The sequence below is a fragment of the Brevibacillus brevis NBRC 100599 genome, from assembly GCF_000010165.1.
Lineage (GTDB): Bacteria > Bacillota > Bacilli > Brevibacillales > Brevibacillaceae > Brevibacillus > Brevibacillus brevis_D.
This window is the reverse complement of record NC_012491.1, coordinates 4,072,866-4,091,870: the sequence shown is the minus strand read 5'-3', so window position 1 is coordinate 4,091,870 and position 19,005 is coordinate 4,072,866. Positions and strand designations below refer to the sequence as shown.

17 protein-coding genes, 2 pseudogenes and 1 riboswitch are annotated in these 19,005 nt (G+C 47.1%); of the genes and pseudogenes, 13 read left to right on the top strand and 6 right to left on the bottom strand.

Annotated elements, in window-relative coordinates; all coding sequences use genetic code 11:
* Positions 1-855, top strand: a complete 855-nt coding sequence (locus tag BBR47_RS19575; protein ID WP_015892168.1) for an EcsC family protein — start codon at positions 1-3, stop codon at positions 853-855.
* Here BBR47_RS19575 and BBR47_RS19570 read toward each other — a convergent pair.
* Both BBR47_RS19570 and BBR47_RS19565 read right to left on the bottom strand, forming a co-directional pair.
* On the bottom strand, positions 830-1,378 hold the full coding sequence (locus tag BBR47_RS19570) for a GNAT family N-acetyltransferase (protein ID WP_015892167.1): 549 nt from the start codon (positions 1,376-1,378) through the stop codon (positions 830-832). The genes BBR47_RS19575 and BBR47_RS19570 overlap by 26 nt on opposite strands.
* A 68-nt stretch (positions 1,379-1,446) precedes the next feature.
* Positions 1,447-1,887: a flavodoxin gene (locus BBR47_RS19565; RefSeq protein WP_007723194.1), complete on the bottom strand. Its 441-nt coding sequence runs from the start codon at positions 1,885-1,887 to the stop codon at positions 1,447-1,449.
* Positions 1,888-2,027: 140 nt separating this feature from the next.
* Positions 2,028-2,217: riboswitch (Lysine riboswitch) on the top strand.
* A 91-nt stretch (positions 2,218-2,308) separates the two neighbouring features.
* Here BBR47_RS19565 and dapD point away from each other — a divergent pair.
* The 5 genes from dapD (at position 2,309) to BBR47_RS19540 (ending at position 6,729) form a co-directional block, all read left to right on the top strand.
* Complete coding sequence (dapD, locus tag BBR47_RS19560) at positions 2,309-3,019, top strand: 2,3,4,5-tetrahydropyridine-2,6-dicarboxylate N-acetyltransferase (protein ID WP_007723196.1); 711 nt, start codon at positions 2,309-2,311, stop codon at positions 3,017-3,019.
* Between the two features lie 14 nt (positions 3,020-3,033).
* The gene (locus BBR47_RS19555; protein ID WP_015892166.1) at positions 3,034-4,248 is read left to right on the top strand and encodes an aspartate aminotransferase family protein; all 1,215 of its coding nucleotides are present in this window, start codon (positions 3,034-3,036) and stop codon (positions 4,246-4,248) included.
* Between the two features lie 3 nt (positions 4,249-4,251).
* Complete coding sequence (locus BBR47_RS19550) at positions 4,252-5,385, top strand: N-acetyldiaminopimelate deacetylase (protein WP_015892165.1); 1,134 nt, start codon at positions 4,252-4,254, stop codon at positions 5,383-5,385.
* 273 nt (positions 5,386-5,658) lie between these two features.
* Positions 5,659-6,258: a hypothetical protein gene (locus BBR47_RS19545; RefSeq protein ID WP_015892164.1), complete on the top strand. Its 600-nt coding sequence runs from the start codon at positions 5,659-5,661 to the stop codon at positions 6,256-6,258.
* 108 nt (positions 6,259-6,366) lie between these two features.
* Entirely contained in the window at positions 6,367-6,729 is a 363-nt protein-coding gene (locus BBR47_RS19540) for a DUF4912 domain-containing protein (protein ID WP_007723202.1), read from the top strand.
* A gap of 113 nt (positions 6,730-6,842) precedes the next feature.
* Here BBR47_RS19540 and BBR47_RS19535 read toward each other — a convergent pair whose 3' ends face one another.
* Together BBR47_RS19535 and BBR47_RS19530 are read right to left on the bottom strand one after the other, a co-directional pair.
* On the bottom strand, positions 6,843-7,481 hold the full coding sequence (locus BBR47_RS19535) for a glycoside hydrolase family 73 protein (RefSeq protein ID WP_015892163.1): 639 nt from the start codon (positions 7,479-7,481) through the stop codon (positions 6,843-6,845).
* A gap of 109 nt (positions 7,482-7,590) precedes the next feature.
* Entirely contained in the window at positions 7,591-8,019 is a 429-nt protein-coding gene (locus BBR47_RS19530; protein ID WP_015892162.1) for a DUF1885 family protein, read from the bottom strand.
* 180 nt (positions 8,020-8,199) lie between these two features.
* Here BBR47_RS19530 and BBR47_RS19525 point away from each other — a divergent pair, with 180 nt between their 5' ends.
* From BBR47_RS19525 to ltrA, 6 genes and pseudogenes are all read left to right on the top strand, one after another.
* Positions 8,200-8,748: a MarR family winged helix-turn-helix transcriptional regulator gene (locus tag BBR47_RS19525; protein WP_026134060.1), complete on the top strand. Its 549-nt coding sequence runs from the start codon at positions 8,200-8,202 to the stop codon at positions 8,746-8,748.
* Between the two features lie 78 nt (positions 8,749-8,826).
* Positions 8,827-9,126, top strand: a complete 300-nt coding sequence (locus BBR47_RS19520) for a DUF3055 domain-containing protein (RefSeq protein WP_015892160.1) — start codon at positions 8,827-8,829, stop codon at positions 9,124-9,126.
* Positions 9,127-9,235: 109 nt separating this feature from the next.
* Positions 9,236-10,033 carry an alpha/beta hydrolase gene (locus BBR47_RS19515; protein ID WP_015892159.1) on the top strand — a complete coding sequence of 266 codons (798 nt, stop codon included), beginning with the start codon at positions 9,236-9,238 and terminating at the stop codon, positions 10,031-10,033.
* 118 nt (positions 10,034-10,151) lie between these two features.
* Positions 10,152-10,277 (top strand): GapA-binding peptide SR1P, encoded by a 126-nt coding sequence (locus BBR47_RS30445; protein WP_015892158.1) that lies wholly within the window; start codon positions 10,152-10,154, stop codon positions 10,275-10,277.
* Positions 10,278-10,384: 107 nt separating this feature from the next.
* Positions 10,385-12,292 (top strand): hypothetical protein, encoded by a 1,908-nt coding sequence (locus BBR47_RS19510; protein WP_015892157.1) that lies wholly within the window; start codon positions 10,385-10,387, stop codon positions 12,290-12,292.
* A gap of 626 nt (positions 12,293-12,918) precedes the next feature.
* Positions 12,919-14,207: pseudogene (gene ltrA / locus BBR47_RS19505) on the top strand (group II intron reverse transcriptase/maturase).
* A 64-nt stretch (positions 14,208-14,271) separates the two neighbouring features.
* Here ltrA and BBR47_RS19500 read toward each other — a convergent pair.
* Both BBR47_RS19500 and BBR47_RS19495 read right to left on the bottom strand, forming a co-directional pair.
* A complete protein-coding gene (locus BBR47_RS19500) occupies positions 14,272-16,215 on the bottom strand; it encodes a dihydroorotate dehydrogenase (protein ID WP_041749528.1) in 1,944 nt (647 codons plus the stop codon).
* A gap of 119 nt (positions 16,216-16,334) precedes the next feature.
* The gene (locus tag BBR47_RS19495) at positions 16,335-17,807 is read right to left on the bottom strand and encodes an aminotransferase class I/II-fold pyridoxal phosphate-dependent enzyme (protein WP_015892152.1); all 1,473 of its coding nucleotides are present in this window, start codon (positions 17,805-17,807) and stop codon (positions 16,335-16,337) included.
* 163 nt (positions 17,808-17,970) lie between these two features.
* Between BBR47_RS19495 and BBR47_RS19490 the strand changes: the two are divergent.
* Positions 17,971-18,933: pseudogene (locus tag BBR47_RS19490) on the top strand (NAD(P)H-dependent flavin oxidoreductase); the annotation flags it as partial.
* Positions 18,934-19,005: the final 72 nt, after the last annotated feature.

Below are 19,005 nucleotides of genomic sequence, written 5' to 3'. Positions count from 1 at the left end.
TTGTTGGGGTTGAAAGAGTCTAGGGAGACATTGGTTACGGCCTTACGCGAAGTGGAGGACTGGGAGAAGGATCAGAACGACTTGTGGTTCTGGGAAAAGCTTGGCAGACTTCCTTTTGTTCTCTTGGATCGGATTACGCCTGCATTTGTTCAGGAGAAGCTGGGAAAAGCCGTAGATGAAATGGCAGCCTTTCTCGAGACAGGTGGGACTTATTTGGTGCAGGATGAATCCATATACAAGTGGTTTGACAAACGCTTAGAGGGATACGGTTCTTCTGTAATTGGCAAGGAGGAGATTGCTGCTGTACCGCTTACAATCATGAATGATGTCGCAATGGAGCTGAAGGATTCACGTGCGAATTTTGCCACGGTACAAGGTGCGACGACTGGCTTCGGGGGGATATTTACCCTTGCGATCGATATCCCGCTATTGATGGGGACATCCCTAAAAGTATTACAAGAGATGGCGCTTGCCTATGGCTATCGACCGGAAGAGAAGAGGGAGCGGCTGTTTGTCGTCAAATGCTTGCAATTTGCTTCATCAGACATCGTAGGGAAAAAAGCGATACTCGCTGAGCTCTCCCGCTTTGATGAACCAAGTGCGCAGAGAGAGGTAATGGCACAATTGCAGGGATGGCGTGAAGTCGTGGTTACGTACACAGAAAACTTCGGGTGGAAAAAGTTATTTCAAATGGTGCCTATCGCGGGTATTTTGTTCGGAGCGTATTTGAATCGCTCAACTGTAAAGGATGTCGCCGAAGCGGGGATGATGCTGTACCGCAAACGGCGCATCCTGGAGCGGCTGCGCGAGATTGAAAAGAGCATGGAGATTACACAGACCACTCCTCAGCAGTAAGAGCGTAGATGAGATGGTCCTCCCATACACCGTTAATTTGCAAATAGCGTAACGATAGCCCCTCCTGGCGAAAACGGTTTTTTTCCAAGACACGAATGGAAGCTTGGTTGCGAGGCATGACAGCCGCTTGTACCCTGTGTAGCCCAATATCCGTTAAAGCAAAGCGAAGGGCAAGATTTACAGCTAGTGTTGTATAGCCTTTGCCATTGCAGGTCTGATCCATGAAGTAGCCAATCGTCGCATTTTGCCATGCGCCGCGTGCGACATTCGACAACGCTACACGTCCAATCATCTTTTCAGATTCCCGGGAGAATACACCAAAAGCATAGGCAGTACCACGTTCAAAATCATTCTGTGCTTGTGAAATCTGTTCTTGCTGTGCTGGAAGGGTCAGAAATGAAGCGGGGCGGATCGGTTCAAATGGTTGGAGAAATTCATGATTACGCAGCCGAAGCTCTAGGAGCTCGGCTGCGTCTTGTTGGTGGAGAGGCCGTAACAGAATCTCGTCTGTATGTAGTGGCATGAGATCAATCCTCCTTAAAAAGTTGGATTGATAGTATAGCATGTGCCAGAGTATTTGGGAAACATCGATTAGCCGAGCAATTCAGCAAACGATACCCCGAATGCTTTGCAAGTTTCCACTTCTTTTGCTGTAGGAGAAAGCTCGATTTTCAAACCTTCCAGAGGAGTTTCTGCGCCACGCTCACTCGCCTTTTTCAGCAAAATATCAACAGCTGCACCGACATGCTCGTAAGCGGAATCGCAAGAGCCAAAAGCAACAACCTTTTTCCCACTAAGGTCAATATCGTCCATCTCCTCATAGAAATCCAGGCATTCATCTGGAAGTTCGCCATCGCCCCATGTGTAGGCACCAAGCAAGATTCCGTCGTAAGCCTCGAGTTCTTTTGCATTCGCGTCCATTACTTCTTTTATCTCCAGCTCAGCACCAGTTGAACGAATACCTTCTGCAATTGCTTCAGCAATTTCCTGTGTATTCCCTGTCATGCTCGCGTATACCATCAAAATGCTCATAAAACGTAAAACCTCCAGTTAGATAATGAGTATCATTCTCACAAATAAAATTAATGAAAATGAGAATCGTTGTCAATAACTTTTTTCATCTTGCCACGTTTCATTGATTTTGGTAGAGTTAAATAAAATTAATATAATGTACACTAAATAGAGGTGCGCCGAAGAAGAGTAAGCCTTTTCGTAATCTGCCAGGGGGCAGGAGAAGGAAGAAAGGCTAAAGCGCCGAAGCTTATGCTATGCCCCTACGTAGCACAGGCTGGGGTGTTTCATGAAAAATGAACATCCTGTCACAAGGGACCTTACATCTTTTTGTGGAGCGCTATTTATGATTTGCTTACGTAGTATCAAAAGCAATGAGATAGCGAATGCACTCATTGCTTTTTTTGATTTACCATGCTGTTATTTTGAGGAGGATGTAACAATGAACATGATGGATGCTAACGAAATTATCGCGTTTATTCAAAAAAGCGAAAAGAAAACACCTGTGAAGGTATATGTGAAAGGGAACCTGGAAGGAATCGACTTTGGTGCGAGCTCCAAAGCCTTCATTACTGGTCCGACTGGTGTTGTTTTTGGTGAGTGGAAAGAGATTGAGCCAGTACTCGCTGCTAACGCAGACAAAATTGAAGATTATGTAGTAGAAAGCGATCGTCGCAACTCCGCTATTCCATTGCTGGATACAAAAGGGATTCAAGCGCGTATTGAGCCAGGCGCAATTATCCGTGACCAAGTGACAATCGGTAACAATGCGGTCATCATGATGGGTGCTTCCATTAACATCGGTGCAGTGATCGGTGAAGGTACGATGATTGATATGAATGTTGTAGTAGGTGGACGTGGAACCATCGGGAAAAACTGCCACATCGGTGCTGGATCGGTTATCGCAGGCGTTATCGAGCCGCCGTCTGCACAGCCAGTTGTTGTCGAGGATGATGTTGTCATCGGAGCAAATGCTGTCATTCTGGAAGGTGTACGCGTAGGAAAAGGTGCTGTTGTTGCAGCAGGTGCTGTCGTCATTGAAGATGTACCTCCATACGTAGTAGTTGCGGGAACACCTGCACGTGTGATCAAGCAAATCGATGAAAAAACTCGTTCCAAGACAGAGATCAAGCAGGAGCTACGTCAGCTGTAAGGGAGAGAGTGCACATGGACTGGCGTTCGCTCGATGAACAATATATCGTCTCCTCTTATAAAAGAATTCCGATTGCCATAGAGAAAGGCGAAGGAAATTACTTGTACGATACGAATGGGAAGAGTTATCTCGACTTGTTTACTGGACTCGCGGTAAACGTTTTGGGGCATTCTCATCCGCGCATTGTACAGGCTCTGCGTGAGCAGGGAGAGCGCTTCTTGCATATTTCCAATGTATTTTTAAACAAGCCGGCTATTCGATTAGCGGAGCGTTTGGTTGCGAACAGCATCAGCGGTAAGGTGTTTTTCACCAACTCTGGTGCGGAGGCCACAGAGTCTGCGATCAAGCTGATTCATAAATGGACGAAAAACGAGGGAGCAGGTCGTGAAGGCATCGTTGTTTTACGCAACAGCTTTCACGGGCGAACACTTGGAGCAGTACGTCTGACGAGGCAGGCTCACGTCTATCAAGACTTTCCTCAGCCAGCTTTTCCTGTTTATGAACTGGATGTGGAGGACACGGCAGGATTGCGAGCGATTTGCCAGGAGGCAAGACCCGCTGCGGTCCTTATGGAGCCAGTCTTGGGTTCCGGCGGTGTCGTACCACTAACAGAAGCGTTCTTGCGAGAGGTAGCTGCCATCTGTGAACAAGAAGGCATGCTCTTTGTCATGGACGAAATCCAGACAGGAATGGGCAGAACAGGAAAGCTGTTTGCTTATGAGCATGCAGGCGTAACGCCAGATCTCATCCTATTCGCCAAAGGCATAGGGGGAGGGCTTCCACTCGGCGGTGTCATCGCTGGTCCAAAGCTGATGAACCAGTTCAAACCGGGGGATCACGGAACGACATTTGCACCATCGCCATTGTCTGCTGCCCTGGGGAATGTCGTGTTGGACGAATTGCTTAATCCAGCCTTCATCCCTCATGTAGAAGAAGTGATTGCGTACCTGTGGTCGGGTTTGGAAGCGTTGCGAACGCGTCTTCCAGATCAACTGCAATCTCTTCGCGGAAAAGGCTTGATGGTTGGAATTCCGCTCTCTTCCACCCCGGAAGAGGTAAGCCACTTGCAGCAAGCATTGCTTGACGAAGGAATCCTTGTAGACGTGACGCAGAAAACGATTGTTCGTCTGCTTCCGCCACTGACGTTGACAAAAGCCGATGTCGACCGTTTCCTTGCTGTGTTTGAAGAGCAATTAACAGCAAGAACAGGTTCGAAAAAGGAGGCGTAGACCATGACGACTTCCTTGTTTACACAAATTCGCCGAGATTTGCACCAAATACCGGAGCCAGGCTTCGCGGAAGTGAAGACGCAACAATACTTGCTCGATTATTTGAAAAAGCTGCCTCAGGAGCGAATCGAGATCAAAACGTGGCGGACAGGCATTTTGGTCAAGCTGGCAGGAACAAAGCCAAAACGACTAATTGCCTGGCGGACGGATATGGATGGCCTACCGATCGTAGAGGAAACGTCCTATCCGTTTCGATCGCTTCATGAAGGGTATATGCATGCTTGCGGCCATGACATGCATATGGCAATCGCTCTTGGCCTCCTGACGCATTTTACTGAGCATTCGATCGCAGATGATTTGCTGTTCCTCTTCCAGCCGGCAGAAGAAGGCCCTGGCGGTGCTTGGCCGATGATGGAAAGTGAAGAGTTTGCAGAGTGGCGACCGGACTGCATTTTTGCCCTGCATATCGCGCCAGAATATCCGGTTGGTCAAATTGCAACAAAGCCAGGAATTTTGTTTGCCAACACTTCTGAGTTGTACATTGATCTGGTCGGCAAAGGGGGGCATGCAGCCTTCCCTCACAAGGCGAATGACATGGTGGTTGCAGGAAGCCATCTGGTGACACAGCTTCAATCGATTATTTCGCGCAATATCGATCCATTGGATTCTGCCGTCGTAACGATTGGCAAGCTGGAGAGCGGGACGAAGCAAAACATTATCGCGGAGAAGTCCAGGCTAGAAGGGACGATCCGAACCTTTTCGATGGAATCGATGGCACTTGTCAAAAGCCGCATTGAATCTCTCGTAAAGGGAGTGGAAATAGGCTTTGATTGCCAGGCAACGATTGACTATGGCGTTGGCTACTGCCAGGTTTACAACGAGGAGCAGCTAACGACAGACTTCATGCAATGGGTACAGGAGCAATGTGATGATGTAACTCTCATCACCTGCAAGGAAGCTATGACCGGAGAAGACTTCGGGTACTTTTTGAAAGAAATCCCCGGCTTTTTATTCTGGCTGGGTGTGCAAACGCCATACGGCTTGCACCATTCCAAAATTGAGCCCAATGAAGACGCGATCGAGGTTGCTATTCGACTGGTCTCCCGGTATTTTACTTGGCTTTCTCAACAGGAGTAGCAGGTGTCAGGAGCAAAAAAAGAGTGGCTGGATAGCCGCTCTTTTTGCTGTGTCATTCCCAGCTGTATTTTGGTCAAGAGTAAGAAGTAGTTACTAACATCTCTGTGTATAAGTCTTTCTTCCTAAGGTTTTTGTGCTTGTGGATAATGTGGATATTGTTGAAAAAACTTATCAGGGCAGCACAACTATTTCCTTTTCCAAACGTATAAACTAGGGAGAAGAAATTCCGGAAAAACAAGCGCTGCCGCGCACACATACAGGAGGATTATTGACATGAAAAAAGCATGGTTTTCGGCCTTGTTGGCGTTGACTGTAGCAGCAGGGGTGGGGAGCACTACTGCGCTGGGAGAAGGTGCGATGCGCGTATTTTTCGGTGCGGAAACTGTAGCGAGTGAAATGCCAGCATCCAAGGCTGAATCTGTAGAATCAATAGTGAACAAGCTCGGTGGTTTCGTCGATTACGATCAGCAATCTGGCAAATTGCAAGTGATTAAGCCAAACGTAAATATTATTGTGGTCGAAGGGATTCAGCAGACCCGCAATAAAAATGTCGTTTTCAGCAACCCTGTCAAAGGATACAGCGATAAAAATGTCCCTCGTACGTTTAACGTTTTCGTAGAGGTTGATGACGCGCCTATCGCCAAAGACTTGCGCATGCAGCTCGTGTTGGTCGGACCGGACGGCAAAGAAGTGTCTAAAGGGAAAGAGTGGAAATACTCCACACAGAATGCAAACAGTTTTTATTTTTCTGAGCCTTTTGTATCTACGAAACTCGAAGCATACGGCACTTATAAAGTACAAGTTCAAATGAAATCAGAGAAATTCACTTCTTATGTAACCGTCGGTGAAAATACATTTACAGTTGGACGCTAAAAATTATGGCTTGGATGCGTTTCCACTTTACATGTCCCCGTGCTATAATATACGGAAAAGCCAATATACTTGGTAATAGCAAGTAAAAGAAAGGAACGATGGGAGCGAATGGAGACAAATCCCCCGCGATCGTCCACGGATGTAGAAGGCCCGAGTATACGCATTGCCTGGAAAGATGAGCAGTCCATTCAGGCAGAGTGGAGCATGACGAAGGAGTTCGAGCAAGAAATAGAGCGAAAGTTTGCTATTCCATTTGCTGAACTGCCTTTTGTCCTACGCCTTTTTGATGTGACGTACCGCAAAGAGATCCGAAATGATGGCACTGACCTTTACACTGATTTTGATATCAACCACCGTTCTTCCGAATGGATTTTGTACGGAGTCACGCAAGGATTGGAATATTGCGTCGATCTGGGAATTCGGATGGTGGACGGAAGGTTTTATTCGCTGTCCAGGTCTCAAATGATTTGATCAACGTGCTCAAGCAACGTTACGACTGAGGCAACTGCATTTTTATACGAAACAGCCCCATTACCCACAAGATTTGTTTGTGGCAATGGGGCTTTTGATTTTTATTTATGGACTCATGGCTTCTCTCGCTGTTTGTCCAGCAGTCGCAGGGCAATTGCTAAAACAGCCCATACTGGCATTGGTTCATCTAGCTTATTTAGCCAATCGGGCGAGGTCAGCAAGCCCTCCTGTAACGCACGATTTCCTAGCTCCCGTTTCCAGGGAGGAATCGATTGTGGCTCTTCCGGGCCGAATTGATCGTACTGGGTCAAGTTGTACGTCTGAATGAGGCGCGTCAGCTTTTCAGCGTACGCAGGATCGGTAGCGTAGCCAGCTTCCTCTAAAGCCTGTGCGGCTTGTGCGGGAGTCGTGGCTGCAAGCACGTTTTTGTAAGTGGGCTTGCGTAGAAACTGGGCATGGTCCTCCATGGATTGCTGATAATTTTCATAAGCGCGGAACTGGGAAGTACGTGTAACCGTCTTTCCGTTTTCCACCTCTTTGCTTTCGATGGTGACAGAGCCAGCAGGTCCCGTTCCCTTTATTCCAAAGAGGTTGTACGAGGATGTCCCAGTGGCAGGGTCAACAGGTACTTTTTGACCCCAACCTGACTCGAGTACGGCTTGCGCTATTGTAATGGAGGGGAATACACGATGGTTCTGATAAGACTTTCTGGCGTGGTCAGCAATCAGCTGAATAAATGCTTGGGCATCCATAAGCTCCCCCCTTTTCTCTCTTTGTTATTCGTATGAAAAAAAGAGGTCGGGGGGAATAGGCCTGAACATGAAAAACAGTCGATATGATTCGACTGTTTTCCGTTTTTCTTTATGGCTTTCGAGGTTGGAAATATTGAATGCGGTTGTTGAAGAGGTGGAGCTCTGCTTTATAATCACGTGCCAAGTATCGACAGTACTCATTTGCCTTGTTTTTGTCGCCATGTGTGGCTGATTCAGGGAGGGACACTTGTATGTAGTGCTTTTCGGAACCGTTTTCATTTTTGCTCCCGACTCCAACAACGATGGCTTTGTACATATTTGGGTCTTTTCCTTTGAGAAGGAACCACGCGTCCTTTCCGTCAGGGCGTTCTTCTAGGGTGTAAGGGAAAGCGGCGTCAGCATAGGTCCAGCCCAACTGCTTTCCAGTTTTTGTGGTCATGTCAACGTATCGCGTAAACTTGGCTTTCACGTCGTCAATACTTGCAGATGCTGCGGTAGAACCATCAACGAAATAGATGTAGGCCGATTGAAGTTTCACGACTGCACTCACTCCTAGTACCGGTATTCTGTGCGTTAAGTGTAGCATTGTCTTCCACTCTTTGGCAATGAGGCAGTTGGCGACCAAAAACAATTGCGCGTTTTTTCTGAAAAGTGTAAAATATATATCATATTTATATGCCGTTAGATGAACGATAAAGGATCATGGAGGAATATACGCATGCAGGAGGCCTCAATTAGACATGTATTCGAAGCTTTAAACACCATGCGCGCCATCGATGTGGTGAACAAAGAAGACTGGGAGCGGGCAGCGAAGGAAGCTGAATTGGATTCCTCCGTGCAGTTAAACATTCTCTGGATCATCTACTGTTATGAAGGTGTACGCGTCACGCAAATTGCAGATTGGACCTTCTGGCATCCCTCTTCGATTGTCATTCATATCAAGAAATTAATGGAGAAAGGCATGGTGACCATCGAAAAGTCGGAGTTGGATGGGCGTGTGGTTCACGTATACCCGACTGAAAAAGGAAAAGAAGTATTGGAAGCCAGTCGAAGAAGTGTACCAGATATTTTTAGATTGACGTATGCATTGGAGAAAATGGAGGAACGATACAGTACAGCAGTAGTTGAACTGTTCTTTGAATGTCTCTCCTTTGTCGCGCAATCGTTGCATGGTGCAGAAAAAGTAAGATGGATTCAAGAAGGCGAAGACAGGGTCATGAACCCGACACGTCTGGTAAATGATGCTGTTTGGGTGGCAAAAACGTAATTTTTCGCTTATACTAGTAAATAATCCGAATATTTTACGAAATTCGGAGGTCAAAATACTGTTGAGGAGGGATTGCTGATGGAGCACTACGACCACTTATACGACGTATCGGAGAATGCTAATGTACGTTTTCTCGGTTTTATTTCAGAGGGAACACGATACGACTTTGGCATGGTATTTACACACAAGTTTTATGGGAAGCCGTTGGTGATCTGTATGCAGACAGGGCAATCGACTCTTCTCAGTTCTGAAGATGCGGTGAATCCAGGATACCTGCAAAAAATTTTCAGGCTGGATTCGGAGAACGAGGCAGTCGCGCTTGCTGAGTTTTTTCAGGAGCATTTACCATCCATTCCATTTGAAGAAAATCAGTATTAGGTAACGAGCAGAAGTTTATCTTCTGCTCGTTTTGGTTTTTTTTGTAAAATACGATCCTCTGTTTTTTAGTATAATCGAAAGAAATCAAGCAGTAGGAGGAACAGGGAGAATGGGTGTACATAAATGGTCGGCCAATGATTCTCGTGGAGCCATTGTTCTCGTCCATGGAACGGGAGAGCATCATGGGCGTTATGAGCATGTAGCAGCTTACTTCAATCAGGCAGGCTGGGACGTATATGCGGAAGATTTGCCGGGATGGGGACGCTCTCCTGGGAGGCGGGGGCATATTCAATCATTCGAAGACTATTTGTCCCGTGTACGTGAGTGGACGAGTACCGCTCTTGCCGATGCATCAGGGGAGAAGCCAGTATTTTTAATGGGGCATAGTCTGGGTGGTCTCATCGCGACTCGCTTTATTCAGACGGATGAGCGGAGCAATGAGTTGGCAGGGTTAATTCTCACATCTCCATGCATGAAGCTCAAATTGGCTGTACCGGCGTGGAAGGAGCAATTGGCACAATTTCTCGATCGGGTCTGGCCAACCCTTGTCATGCCGAATGGAATCACTCCCGATATGGTATCGCGTGACGAAGCTGTTCAGGCTGCTTATCGGAACGATCCGCTCAATTATTCCAAGGTAAGTGTCAGATGGTTCACGGAATTAAACCGATCTATGGAAAAGGCGTGGGAGGAAAGAAATCGAATCAAGCATCCAGTCCTTGTTTTGCAGGCTGGTGCTGATACATTGGTTGATGCGGATGCTGTGGAGCAGTTTACAGCCGGCCTTTCAGACAGACAAACCTTTGAGCGATTCGCAGGCTTGCGACACGAAATTTTGAATGAGCCTGAAAAGGAAGAAGTCTTGCAAAAAATCGTGACCTGGTTGAATGACAATATTCCATTGTAATGTGACATACTAATTATCAACAAATGCATCTTGACTCCGAACGTTGTAGCATATTAAGATGAATGTAACATAACATTTAAAGGAATATGTGAATCAATTGAATGCGGAGGGGACATAGATGGGAACTATCGTATGTCAGACTTGCGGAACCATCATCGAGCATTTTGAAAGTAACTCAGTGAAAACGCTTTATGCGGTGTGCAACTGTGACTGCCGACCTGGTGAAAGACAGGAAAAAGAATAAAAAAATAGTCAACAGGCCTACGGTGAGGCCTGTTTTTTTTGACAACCTTTTCCGTATGGAGGATAATGGAGAAGAGTGAAAATCGTTGTAAAAGGAGGAATTGTTTCATGAAGCGAAAACCGATGCAGGGAATGCTGGCCGCTGCACTTTTGGTCACATCTCTGTGGAGCGGGACACCGGCGCTTGCCTACAGTATTGGTGATGAAGAAAAAATCGATGCGAGCAAGCCTGAGATTTCCGGAGCCGGTTATGACATTTCCAAAAAATATGCCGTGTGGATGGTTGAAGGGGAAGAAACCGTAACCCTTTACAATCTCGATAAAGGTACACAAACGCAAATTGGCGACAAGGAATCTGAAAAGACGAATCCGAAAGTTGATGGTGAGTATGTCGTGTGGATCGACTCCCGTGATGGAGGTTCGGACGTCTACTTGTATGACATCGCGAAGCAAAAAGAAACCCGTTTGTCAGATGGGTCAGCAACTGTCGATGGTGTGGAGATCGGGGATAAAAACGTCGTCTGGACAGATAACGGGGATGTTTATCTGTACAAAATTTCTACAGGTGATACAGAGGTCGTATCTGCGAATGGAAAAGCAAGCAACCCAGTGGTAAGTGATGCGTATGTCGCATGGGAAGATGAGCGAGATGGCAACAGCGATATTTACTATTACGATATCAAAGCCAAACAAGAAAAGGAAGCTGTCGTCCAAAAAGGCGATCAAGGGCGTCCTACTCTTTCCACAAATAAAATTTTGTATGAGAATCGCTCCTATAATCAAATCTACGTGCATACCATCAGCAATGGCAGAAACAAAGAATTGACGAATGGTTCAAGTGACAAAGAATTTGTACATACGTACAAAGATGATTATGTGTATGCGGAAGGTAATGATCTGATCTATCGTACCGTCGATAAATCGTCCAAAAAGAAGATTGACTCCAACCTTTCTGGAAATGTAGGACCGAAAATTTATGGTGACTACATTTTGTATGCCAAAAAGGACAGTAATAAAAAGCTCCAGCTTCATCTGTATGATCTGGACGATAAAGAGCAAGTTCCGCTGGGTAATGTAGGTGGCGATCCTATTGATCCAGCTGGTCACGATCGTTATGTCGCGTATGTATCAAAGTCTAAGAATAACAATGCGATCGTTCTTTACGATATGGAAAAAGGAACGAGCAAAGCCATCAGTGGCTCAGGTCAAGATGCTGCTCGCCCTGTCGTAAGCTCTCGTTATGTTGTCTGGTATGATCAGAAGGAAGACGCACTCTTCTCCTACGATATTCGTAAAGGCGTCCAAACGCAGATCACAAACGAAGATGATGATCAAAAGCCGAGTGAGAAGTTTTACGAAATCGACGGAGAACGTCTATTGTGGGTTAATGTCGATCGCAGAGCAGAAGTGATCATCACAAATCTGTCCACTGGAAAGCATACTGAGGTAACAAGGCTGAAAAGTGAACCGTTAAGCGTTGATATTTCTCAGGACTATGCTACCTGGGTAGTCGAAGAAGGCAAAAAGAATGCATCGATCGTTCTCTACGATATCGAGGCAGATAGAGAAAGAGAAATTCGTAAAAACGTAAAAATAGAGAAAGCAGCCATTGGCGATGATTTCGTGGTTTGGAGCGAAGATACTGGCAATTCCAAAGCAGGTTGGGATTTGTACTATTACAACATCGACCGTCAAAAAGTCAATCCGCTGCTACGCTATTCGGATGGCGACCAGAAAAATCCACAGGCTTCACGAAATATGATTTTGTTTGAAGACAATCGTCTGTCCGGAAAAGGCAAGCAGTTCTACTTTGAGCTATATGATTTCGAAGAGGGGTCATTTAGCGATATCGAGTGGGATGATGATGCGGAATTGAAAAGCCCGCGCATGGGTGGGAATCGCATTGTCTGGGTAGATGATCGCGACAAAACTCCTTACGTTTACACGTTGGCGTTCGCTTCGGGTGCTGACGATGACGACGAAGACGACGATGATGATGAAAAAGACGAGGACTGATTCTGAATAAATCGAGTCAGGCTCTCTGAGAGAAAAACAGACGAAAGGATTTCTTTCGTCTGTTTTCTTTTAGTGCGCCCAGCATGGGCGATAACTCTAGGGTGTAAGTCCCGAACGGGGGTTGGCTGTACCAACCGTTAGCTCAAGGCAAGGGTGTCTACCGTGAGGTGGAATCTGGAGGAAGCCGGCGGCAAAGTCCCGACCTGAGGTACACGAATCCAATTTGAGGCTGTTGTATTCGGGCGAGTCTGCTGAACAAGACGAAGCCCTATACAGCCAAGGAATACAGCAGTAAACTTGGGCAGGTACATGGGATGAAAGTTATCGCTCTTACCTGGGGAGGTCTGCATGAAGTGCCTTCAAATGTTGGTAACCGTCTCCGTAAGGAGTCGCTGAACATGCAGAAGTCAGCAGAAGCCATAGTACCCAAATAAAGGACGCTTGAACGGGGAAGGGCTGAACATTAAGTCAACACATCCGCTAATCACTTTCGTGATCATACTGTGAAGCAGAATTCCGTAAGGAACTACTCTTGGAGAATAAGGGTGAAGCCCTGAGGGTACAAGAGAGGGCTGAGTATTGACCGACAAGACTAGAAGGATGCGTGCGAAGGAAAGGGTATCGTCATGGAGTTGTTGGAGAAAGTCCTATCACGGGAAAATCTATTAGTGGCGCTCGAAAGAGTGGAGAGAAACAAAGGATCGGCGGGAATCGACAGTGTTTCAACCGAACAACTGCGCGATTATATCCGTGAACACTGGTTAACCATTAAAGAACAGATTATGAAAGGAACCTATAAACCTTCCCCTGTCCGCAGAGTCGAAATCCCGAAAACTGACGGAGGGGTAAGGTTATTAGGTATTCCTACCGTGATAGATCGCTTAATCCAACAAGCCATTCTCCAAGTTCTTACTCCCATATTCGATCCCCACTTTTCAGAATCGAGTTTCGGATTCCGACCGAATCGCAGTGCGCATGACGCTATGAGACAGGCACAATCTTATATTTCCGAAGGATATCGCTTTGTCGTAGATATGGACTTAGAGAAATTCTTCGACCGGGTAAATCACGATATTTTAATGAGTCGGGTTGCCCGAAAAGTAAAAGACAAAGCTTTGTTGAAACTTATTCGCGCATACTTACAAGCAGGCATCATGATCAATGGAGTCTGCCTCTCGGCAGTAGAAGGCACACCACAAGGTGGCCCGCTTAGTCCGTTATTGGCGAACATCCTGCTTGACGACTTGGATAAAGAGCTGGAAAAGAGAGGACATCGCTTTTGTAGATATGCAGACGATAGCAACATCTACGTGAAAACAAAGCGGGCGGGAGAACGGGTAAAAAAAAAAAAAAAAAAAAAAAAAAAAAAGAGAGTATCCAAAACTACTTGGAGAAGGTACTTAAGCTAAAAGTAAATGAGCAGAAAAGTGCAGTGGATCGACCTTGGAAACGTAAGTTCCTCGGTTTCAGTTTCACTAACGCAAAGCAAGCAAGGATTCGGCTTCATCCAAAATCACTTCTGAAGTTGAAAGAGAAAATCCGCTTCATCACAAATCCGGTATGGAGCATCTCTATGGATGAAAGGATTGGGAAGCTAAACCAGTATCTCATGGGATGGGTTGGATATTTCGCCCTTGCAGATGCAAAGAAAATTCTACAATCCATCGAAGAATGGATACGGCGCAGACTCCGACTTTGCTTGTGGTCTCAGTGGAAGCGAATAAAAACCCGATATCGAGAACTTCGTTCTCTGGGTTTATCACACGTCCAAGCAATAGAAATTGCAAACACCCGAAAGGGTGCGTGGCGTTCCACAAAGACTCCTCAAATACACAAAGCCCTCGGAGTTGCATACTGGCAACAACAAGGGCTGAAAAGTTTAGTACAACGATATTCTGTTCTTCGTCAAGCTTGATGAACCGCCGTATACCGGACGGTACGTACGGTGGTGTGAGAGGACGGGAGTTAGTCACTCCCTCCTACTCGATTGTCCGGCATAAATATGGCTTCAAAAGGACAAGTGCTATGAGAAATATAAGGACGGCCACATAAGCAGGCAAGAGATGAATAAAATCAACATAGCCAACGGTAAAATGTATGCCTATGCCAGAAACAAAGCCTGGAATGCCTGCTAAAAACAATGTCCACCAAATCCACGCTTCTCCTCGCCTGATCCCCCAAAGACTGATCAGCAAGACGGCTAGGCCATTCGAAACTAATGCCCCGCCAAAGCCAGCACGGTCATGAGCAATGACCGGAATTAATCGCTCGTTGTAAGACTGCAAGGTATCAGCTGACACGCAGAGAAAGACGAGGTCGGAAGGAACGAAGACACCAGTGACGCCGATGATCGAAATGATGATACCAGCCCCTGTTAAACCAAATCCGATGATGACAAAGAGCAACTGTCCCCATAGTGCCATTCGCCAATCTCGATCATTGTGAAGCTGAGGAGGTAGGCGAGTCAAATGAACCTTCGCTGGTGTCCGTAATGCGAGCAAAAACATGGGGAACAATACGAGCGCTAAAATCGCGTGCAAGTAATCGAAGTACCCATATCCAATAAATAAAAAGATGCTGGAAAATCCAACGGCTCCGGAGACGAGCAAGATGGTCCGCGTCCAGTGAAGCTCTTTACGTAGGCCATGGTAAGCCAGTTGGCTATACAAAATTCCTATGGATATCATCGTTCCTGCCAGACTTACCCGATCGTGCGACATAAAAGAGAGGATTTGCGCATTTAAAAATGCAAGCTGGTTGGCTGACATCCCGAGAAAGCGTTCGTCGTAGGGGAGGACGACGGTTGTTGCGGCGACCAGCAAGGCAAGTGCCCCGCCGATCATCATGCCCAAGCCCAACAAGATGCCCCATACCCAAGAAGGAAATAAAAAAGCAGGTCGCTTTTCTTGTGGAGGGTTTGTGGCTGGTTGTGTTTGCAAGATGGCTTCATTAATTCGTTTTGGCAAGCCAGGTCCAGAATAGACCAAGCCACTGTGCAACTGCACAAAGTCGGCACCCGCTGCCAGAAAGGTCAGAGCATCTTGTGGCTCCAGAACCCCACCTGATCCAATGATAAGAGCATCTGGCCACTGTTCTCGTGTCCAGGAGACAAATTTAACCGCTTGTTTGTGTGAACTCCTCCCCGTGGTGTAAACAAAGGTGTTCGCGCATGATGAATCTTCCTGAATGATGCCGCCAGCGACAACTAGACCGTTGAGTCCTGCTTCTTTTGCCGAGGTGAGAATCGGGAGTGCTTCCGTTTCTGAAAGGCTCGGAGGAATCGCCAGCAAGAGAGGTAGATCCGTTTGGCTGCGCAAACAGGAAAAATGTTCCTTCCACGCTGTATGGCTCCATTCTGGCTGTCCCAAATTCGCGCGCGTATCAATTGTGAAAAACGAACAGATGTGCTCTAATTTGCCGATCAGCTCCTGAAGCTCTTCTGTGGCTTCTCTCAGGCTGGTTTCTGGTTGGCAGGCCAATCTGACTCCGATCGGAATTTTGATGCCAGCAGACCCCGTCAGGCGCCTCAGAAGGCTATATATACCATTATTTACCAAATGACCGGAATAGTGGATATTCATGGCGGTAATGTCGCGTTGAACGGTGCCATGAGAAACGATCGGTTCTTTGGACACAGGTCCTAGCTCTAGAAACCCGAAGCCGAATTTGGACAGCGCCTGAATGGCGATGCATTCTGTGTCCAATCCTGCACCCAACCCGACTGGGGTAGGGAACGTGACTGGGCCCATTGTTTTGGAGAGCTGCGAGGGTGGCTCCATATGTCCCATCCATTCGATGATGGACGGACCACCCGGAATTTTGGCCAAAGTACCGATTGATTTCAAGGTAATCGATCTGGCCCGTTCGGGTGGCATGAGAAAGAGAAGTGGCCGAAATATCGTTTGATACGACCAGTCTGGCATGGCAGCATCGCACACCTTTCCTGATTTTTCCCCATTTCATCTTATCTCAAAATGCTTGCATAAAAAATAAAAAAGCTGCTCTCTCGTGAAAGAGGCAGCCGTTTTTCGGTTCGGATCGCTTAGCCAGAAATGGCGGTTTGTCTTTTTACGACTTTGATCGTTCTCAGTGTCTCATCTTCAGGACCTTGTACGGGTAATCCGACTCGAATGTTCTCCTGGATGTATGCGATATTTTCCTCGGTGATTACCTCCCCAGGTAGGAAGATCGGGATGCCTGGAGGATACACCATGATGAACTCAGTGATGACTCGACCTGCTGCTTCCACTAATGGAATCGTCTCTGTTTCTGCATAGAAAGCATCTCGAGGGGTGGTGGACAGCATAGGGATATTCGGCAGGGAGATGGTCGGCTTGTCTTCTGCTTGTACGTGCGAAAATTCAACGGACAGATCACGCAAGCCATTTACAAGCGCACGGATGGATTCTTCCGTATCTCCGGCAGTAACGAAGCAGAGGATGTTATACAGATCGCTCATCTCTACCTCAATGTTATACTTGTCACGCAGCCAGTTCTCGACTTCCCATCCAGTGATTCCGAGATCGCGTACATGGATGAGGAGCTTGGTTGGGTCCATCGCAAAAGTCGCAGGCTTTCCAAGAATCTCCTTGCCAACGCAGTAAATACGCGGGATTTCGTTAATCATATCGCGTGCTTTTGTTGCCAGCTCCATCGCTTGATCCGCGAGCATTTTCCCGTTGAGGGCCAAGTGCTGACGCGCCATGTCCAACGACGCGAGGAAGATGTAAGACGTCGAGGTCGTTGTGAGCATACTCATGACCGTTTTCACCCGATCCACATCGACGAGCCCTTCCCGTACATTCAAGATCGACGTTTGGGTCAAAGAGCCACCCAGCTTGTGTACGCTGGTTGCAGCCATGTCGGCACCTGCTTGCATGGCTGAAATCGGGAGCTCCTCGTGAAAATGAATATGCACACCGTGAGCTTCGTCGACCAATACAGGAATTTCATAGTTATGCGCCGCCCGCACGATCTCACGCAGGTCACCTGCAATACCGAAGTACGTTGGGTTAATCACCAACAGAGCAGCAGCATCAGGGTGAGCTTCCAGTGCTTTTTGCACGGCCTTCACTGTGATTCCGTGAGAAATACCCAGGCGCTCGTCCATGGCAGGGTGAATAAAGATGGGGATTGCTCCAGCGAAAATAATCGCCGACATAATCGATTTGTGCACGTTACGCGGTACGATAATTTTGTCGCCAGGACTGCAGGTCGCCATAATCATCGCCATGATGGCACCGCTTGTACCTTGTACGGAAAAGAATGTATGGTCAGCGCCGAATGCCTCGGCTGCCAAATCTTGTGCTTCTTTAATCATTGCCTTCGGGTGATGCAAATCATCCAATGGCGCAATGTTGATGAGGTCTATCGAAAGAGCGTTGTCCCCGATGAACTCGCGAAATGCCGGATGCATACCCATACCCTTCTTATGGCCCGGAATGTGAAATTGAATCGGGTTCCGGTTGGCGTGCTCCAACAACCCGCTGAACAAAGGAGTTTTCATTTGTCTCACTACGATCGCCTCACTTTACTAATCAAGAATAATAAGGGGAAAAACAAACAAATTGAGTATAGCAAAATAGGGGGGGAAAGCAAGCGAATTTTTATTCAGGTTTACGTGTGGTGGCAGGAGTTTAGCCTGTAAGCCGAGAAGGTCATTTACACGAGGTGATAAAAGGATGAAAACGAGAGTAACGGAGCTACTTCAAATAGCATACCCAGTCGTTCAAGGTGGCTTGGCTTATTTAGCTTACGCAGACTTGGCTGCGGCTGTGTCAAATGCGGGGGGACTCGGTCAAATTACGGCGATGTCCTTGCCATCGGCTAAAGCGCTGCGAGAGGAGATTCGCAAGGTTCGTGCATTGACCGATAAGCCATTTGGTGTGAATTACGCAATTGGTCAACACGGTCGGCCGTATGAAGAAATGCTGGATGTGGCGATTGAAGAAGGAGTGACAGTTGTTTCGGTAACAGGAGGAAATCCAGAACCACTGCTGCGCAGACTCGATGGTCATCCCATCAAAAAGCTTGTCTTGGTTGCATCTGCCCGCCAAGCACAAAAAGCTGAATCGATCGGCGCGGATGCTGTGATGGCTGTCGGTCAAGAAGGTGGGGGTCACCTGGGAAGAGATGATATCGGGACGTTTGTTCTGATTCCGCGTGTGGTGGATTCCGTGAATATCCCGGTATTGGCTAGCGGTGGTATCGGTGATGGTCGGGGAATTTTGGCAGCGCTTGCACTTGGTGCAGAAGGTGTGGAGATGGGAACGCGATTTATTGCGACGAAAGAATGTGTCCATGCCCATTCTGCTTATAAAGAGGCGTTAGTTACTGGAACCGAGCACGATACCGCAGTTATCAAGCGCACACTGGGGGCACCTGCGAGGGTCGTTCGTACACCAGGCTCTGATCATATTCTCCAATTGGAAAAAGAAGGGGCAGGCTACGAGCAGTTAAAGAGCTTCATCAGTGGAGAGAGCAATTGCACCTTTATTTATGAGGGCAACAGCCAGCGAGGCTTTGGGTGGGCTGGTCAGGTTATTGGATTAATTGATGATGTACCTAGTGTCCAACAATTGTTTGACCGCATGTTTGGCGATGTGAACAAGTCTTTGGATCGACTGCGGTCTTTTTCCTAAAACAAAAGAACAGGCCTGCGTTTTTCAAATGAAAGCGGACCTGTTCTTTTGCATATAACTTAATTAAAGAAA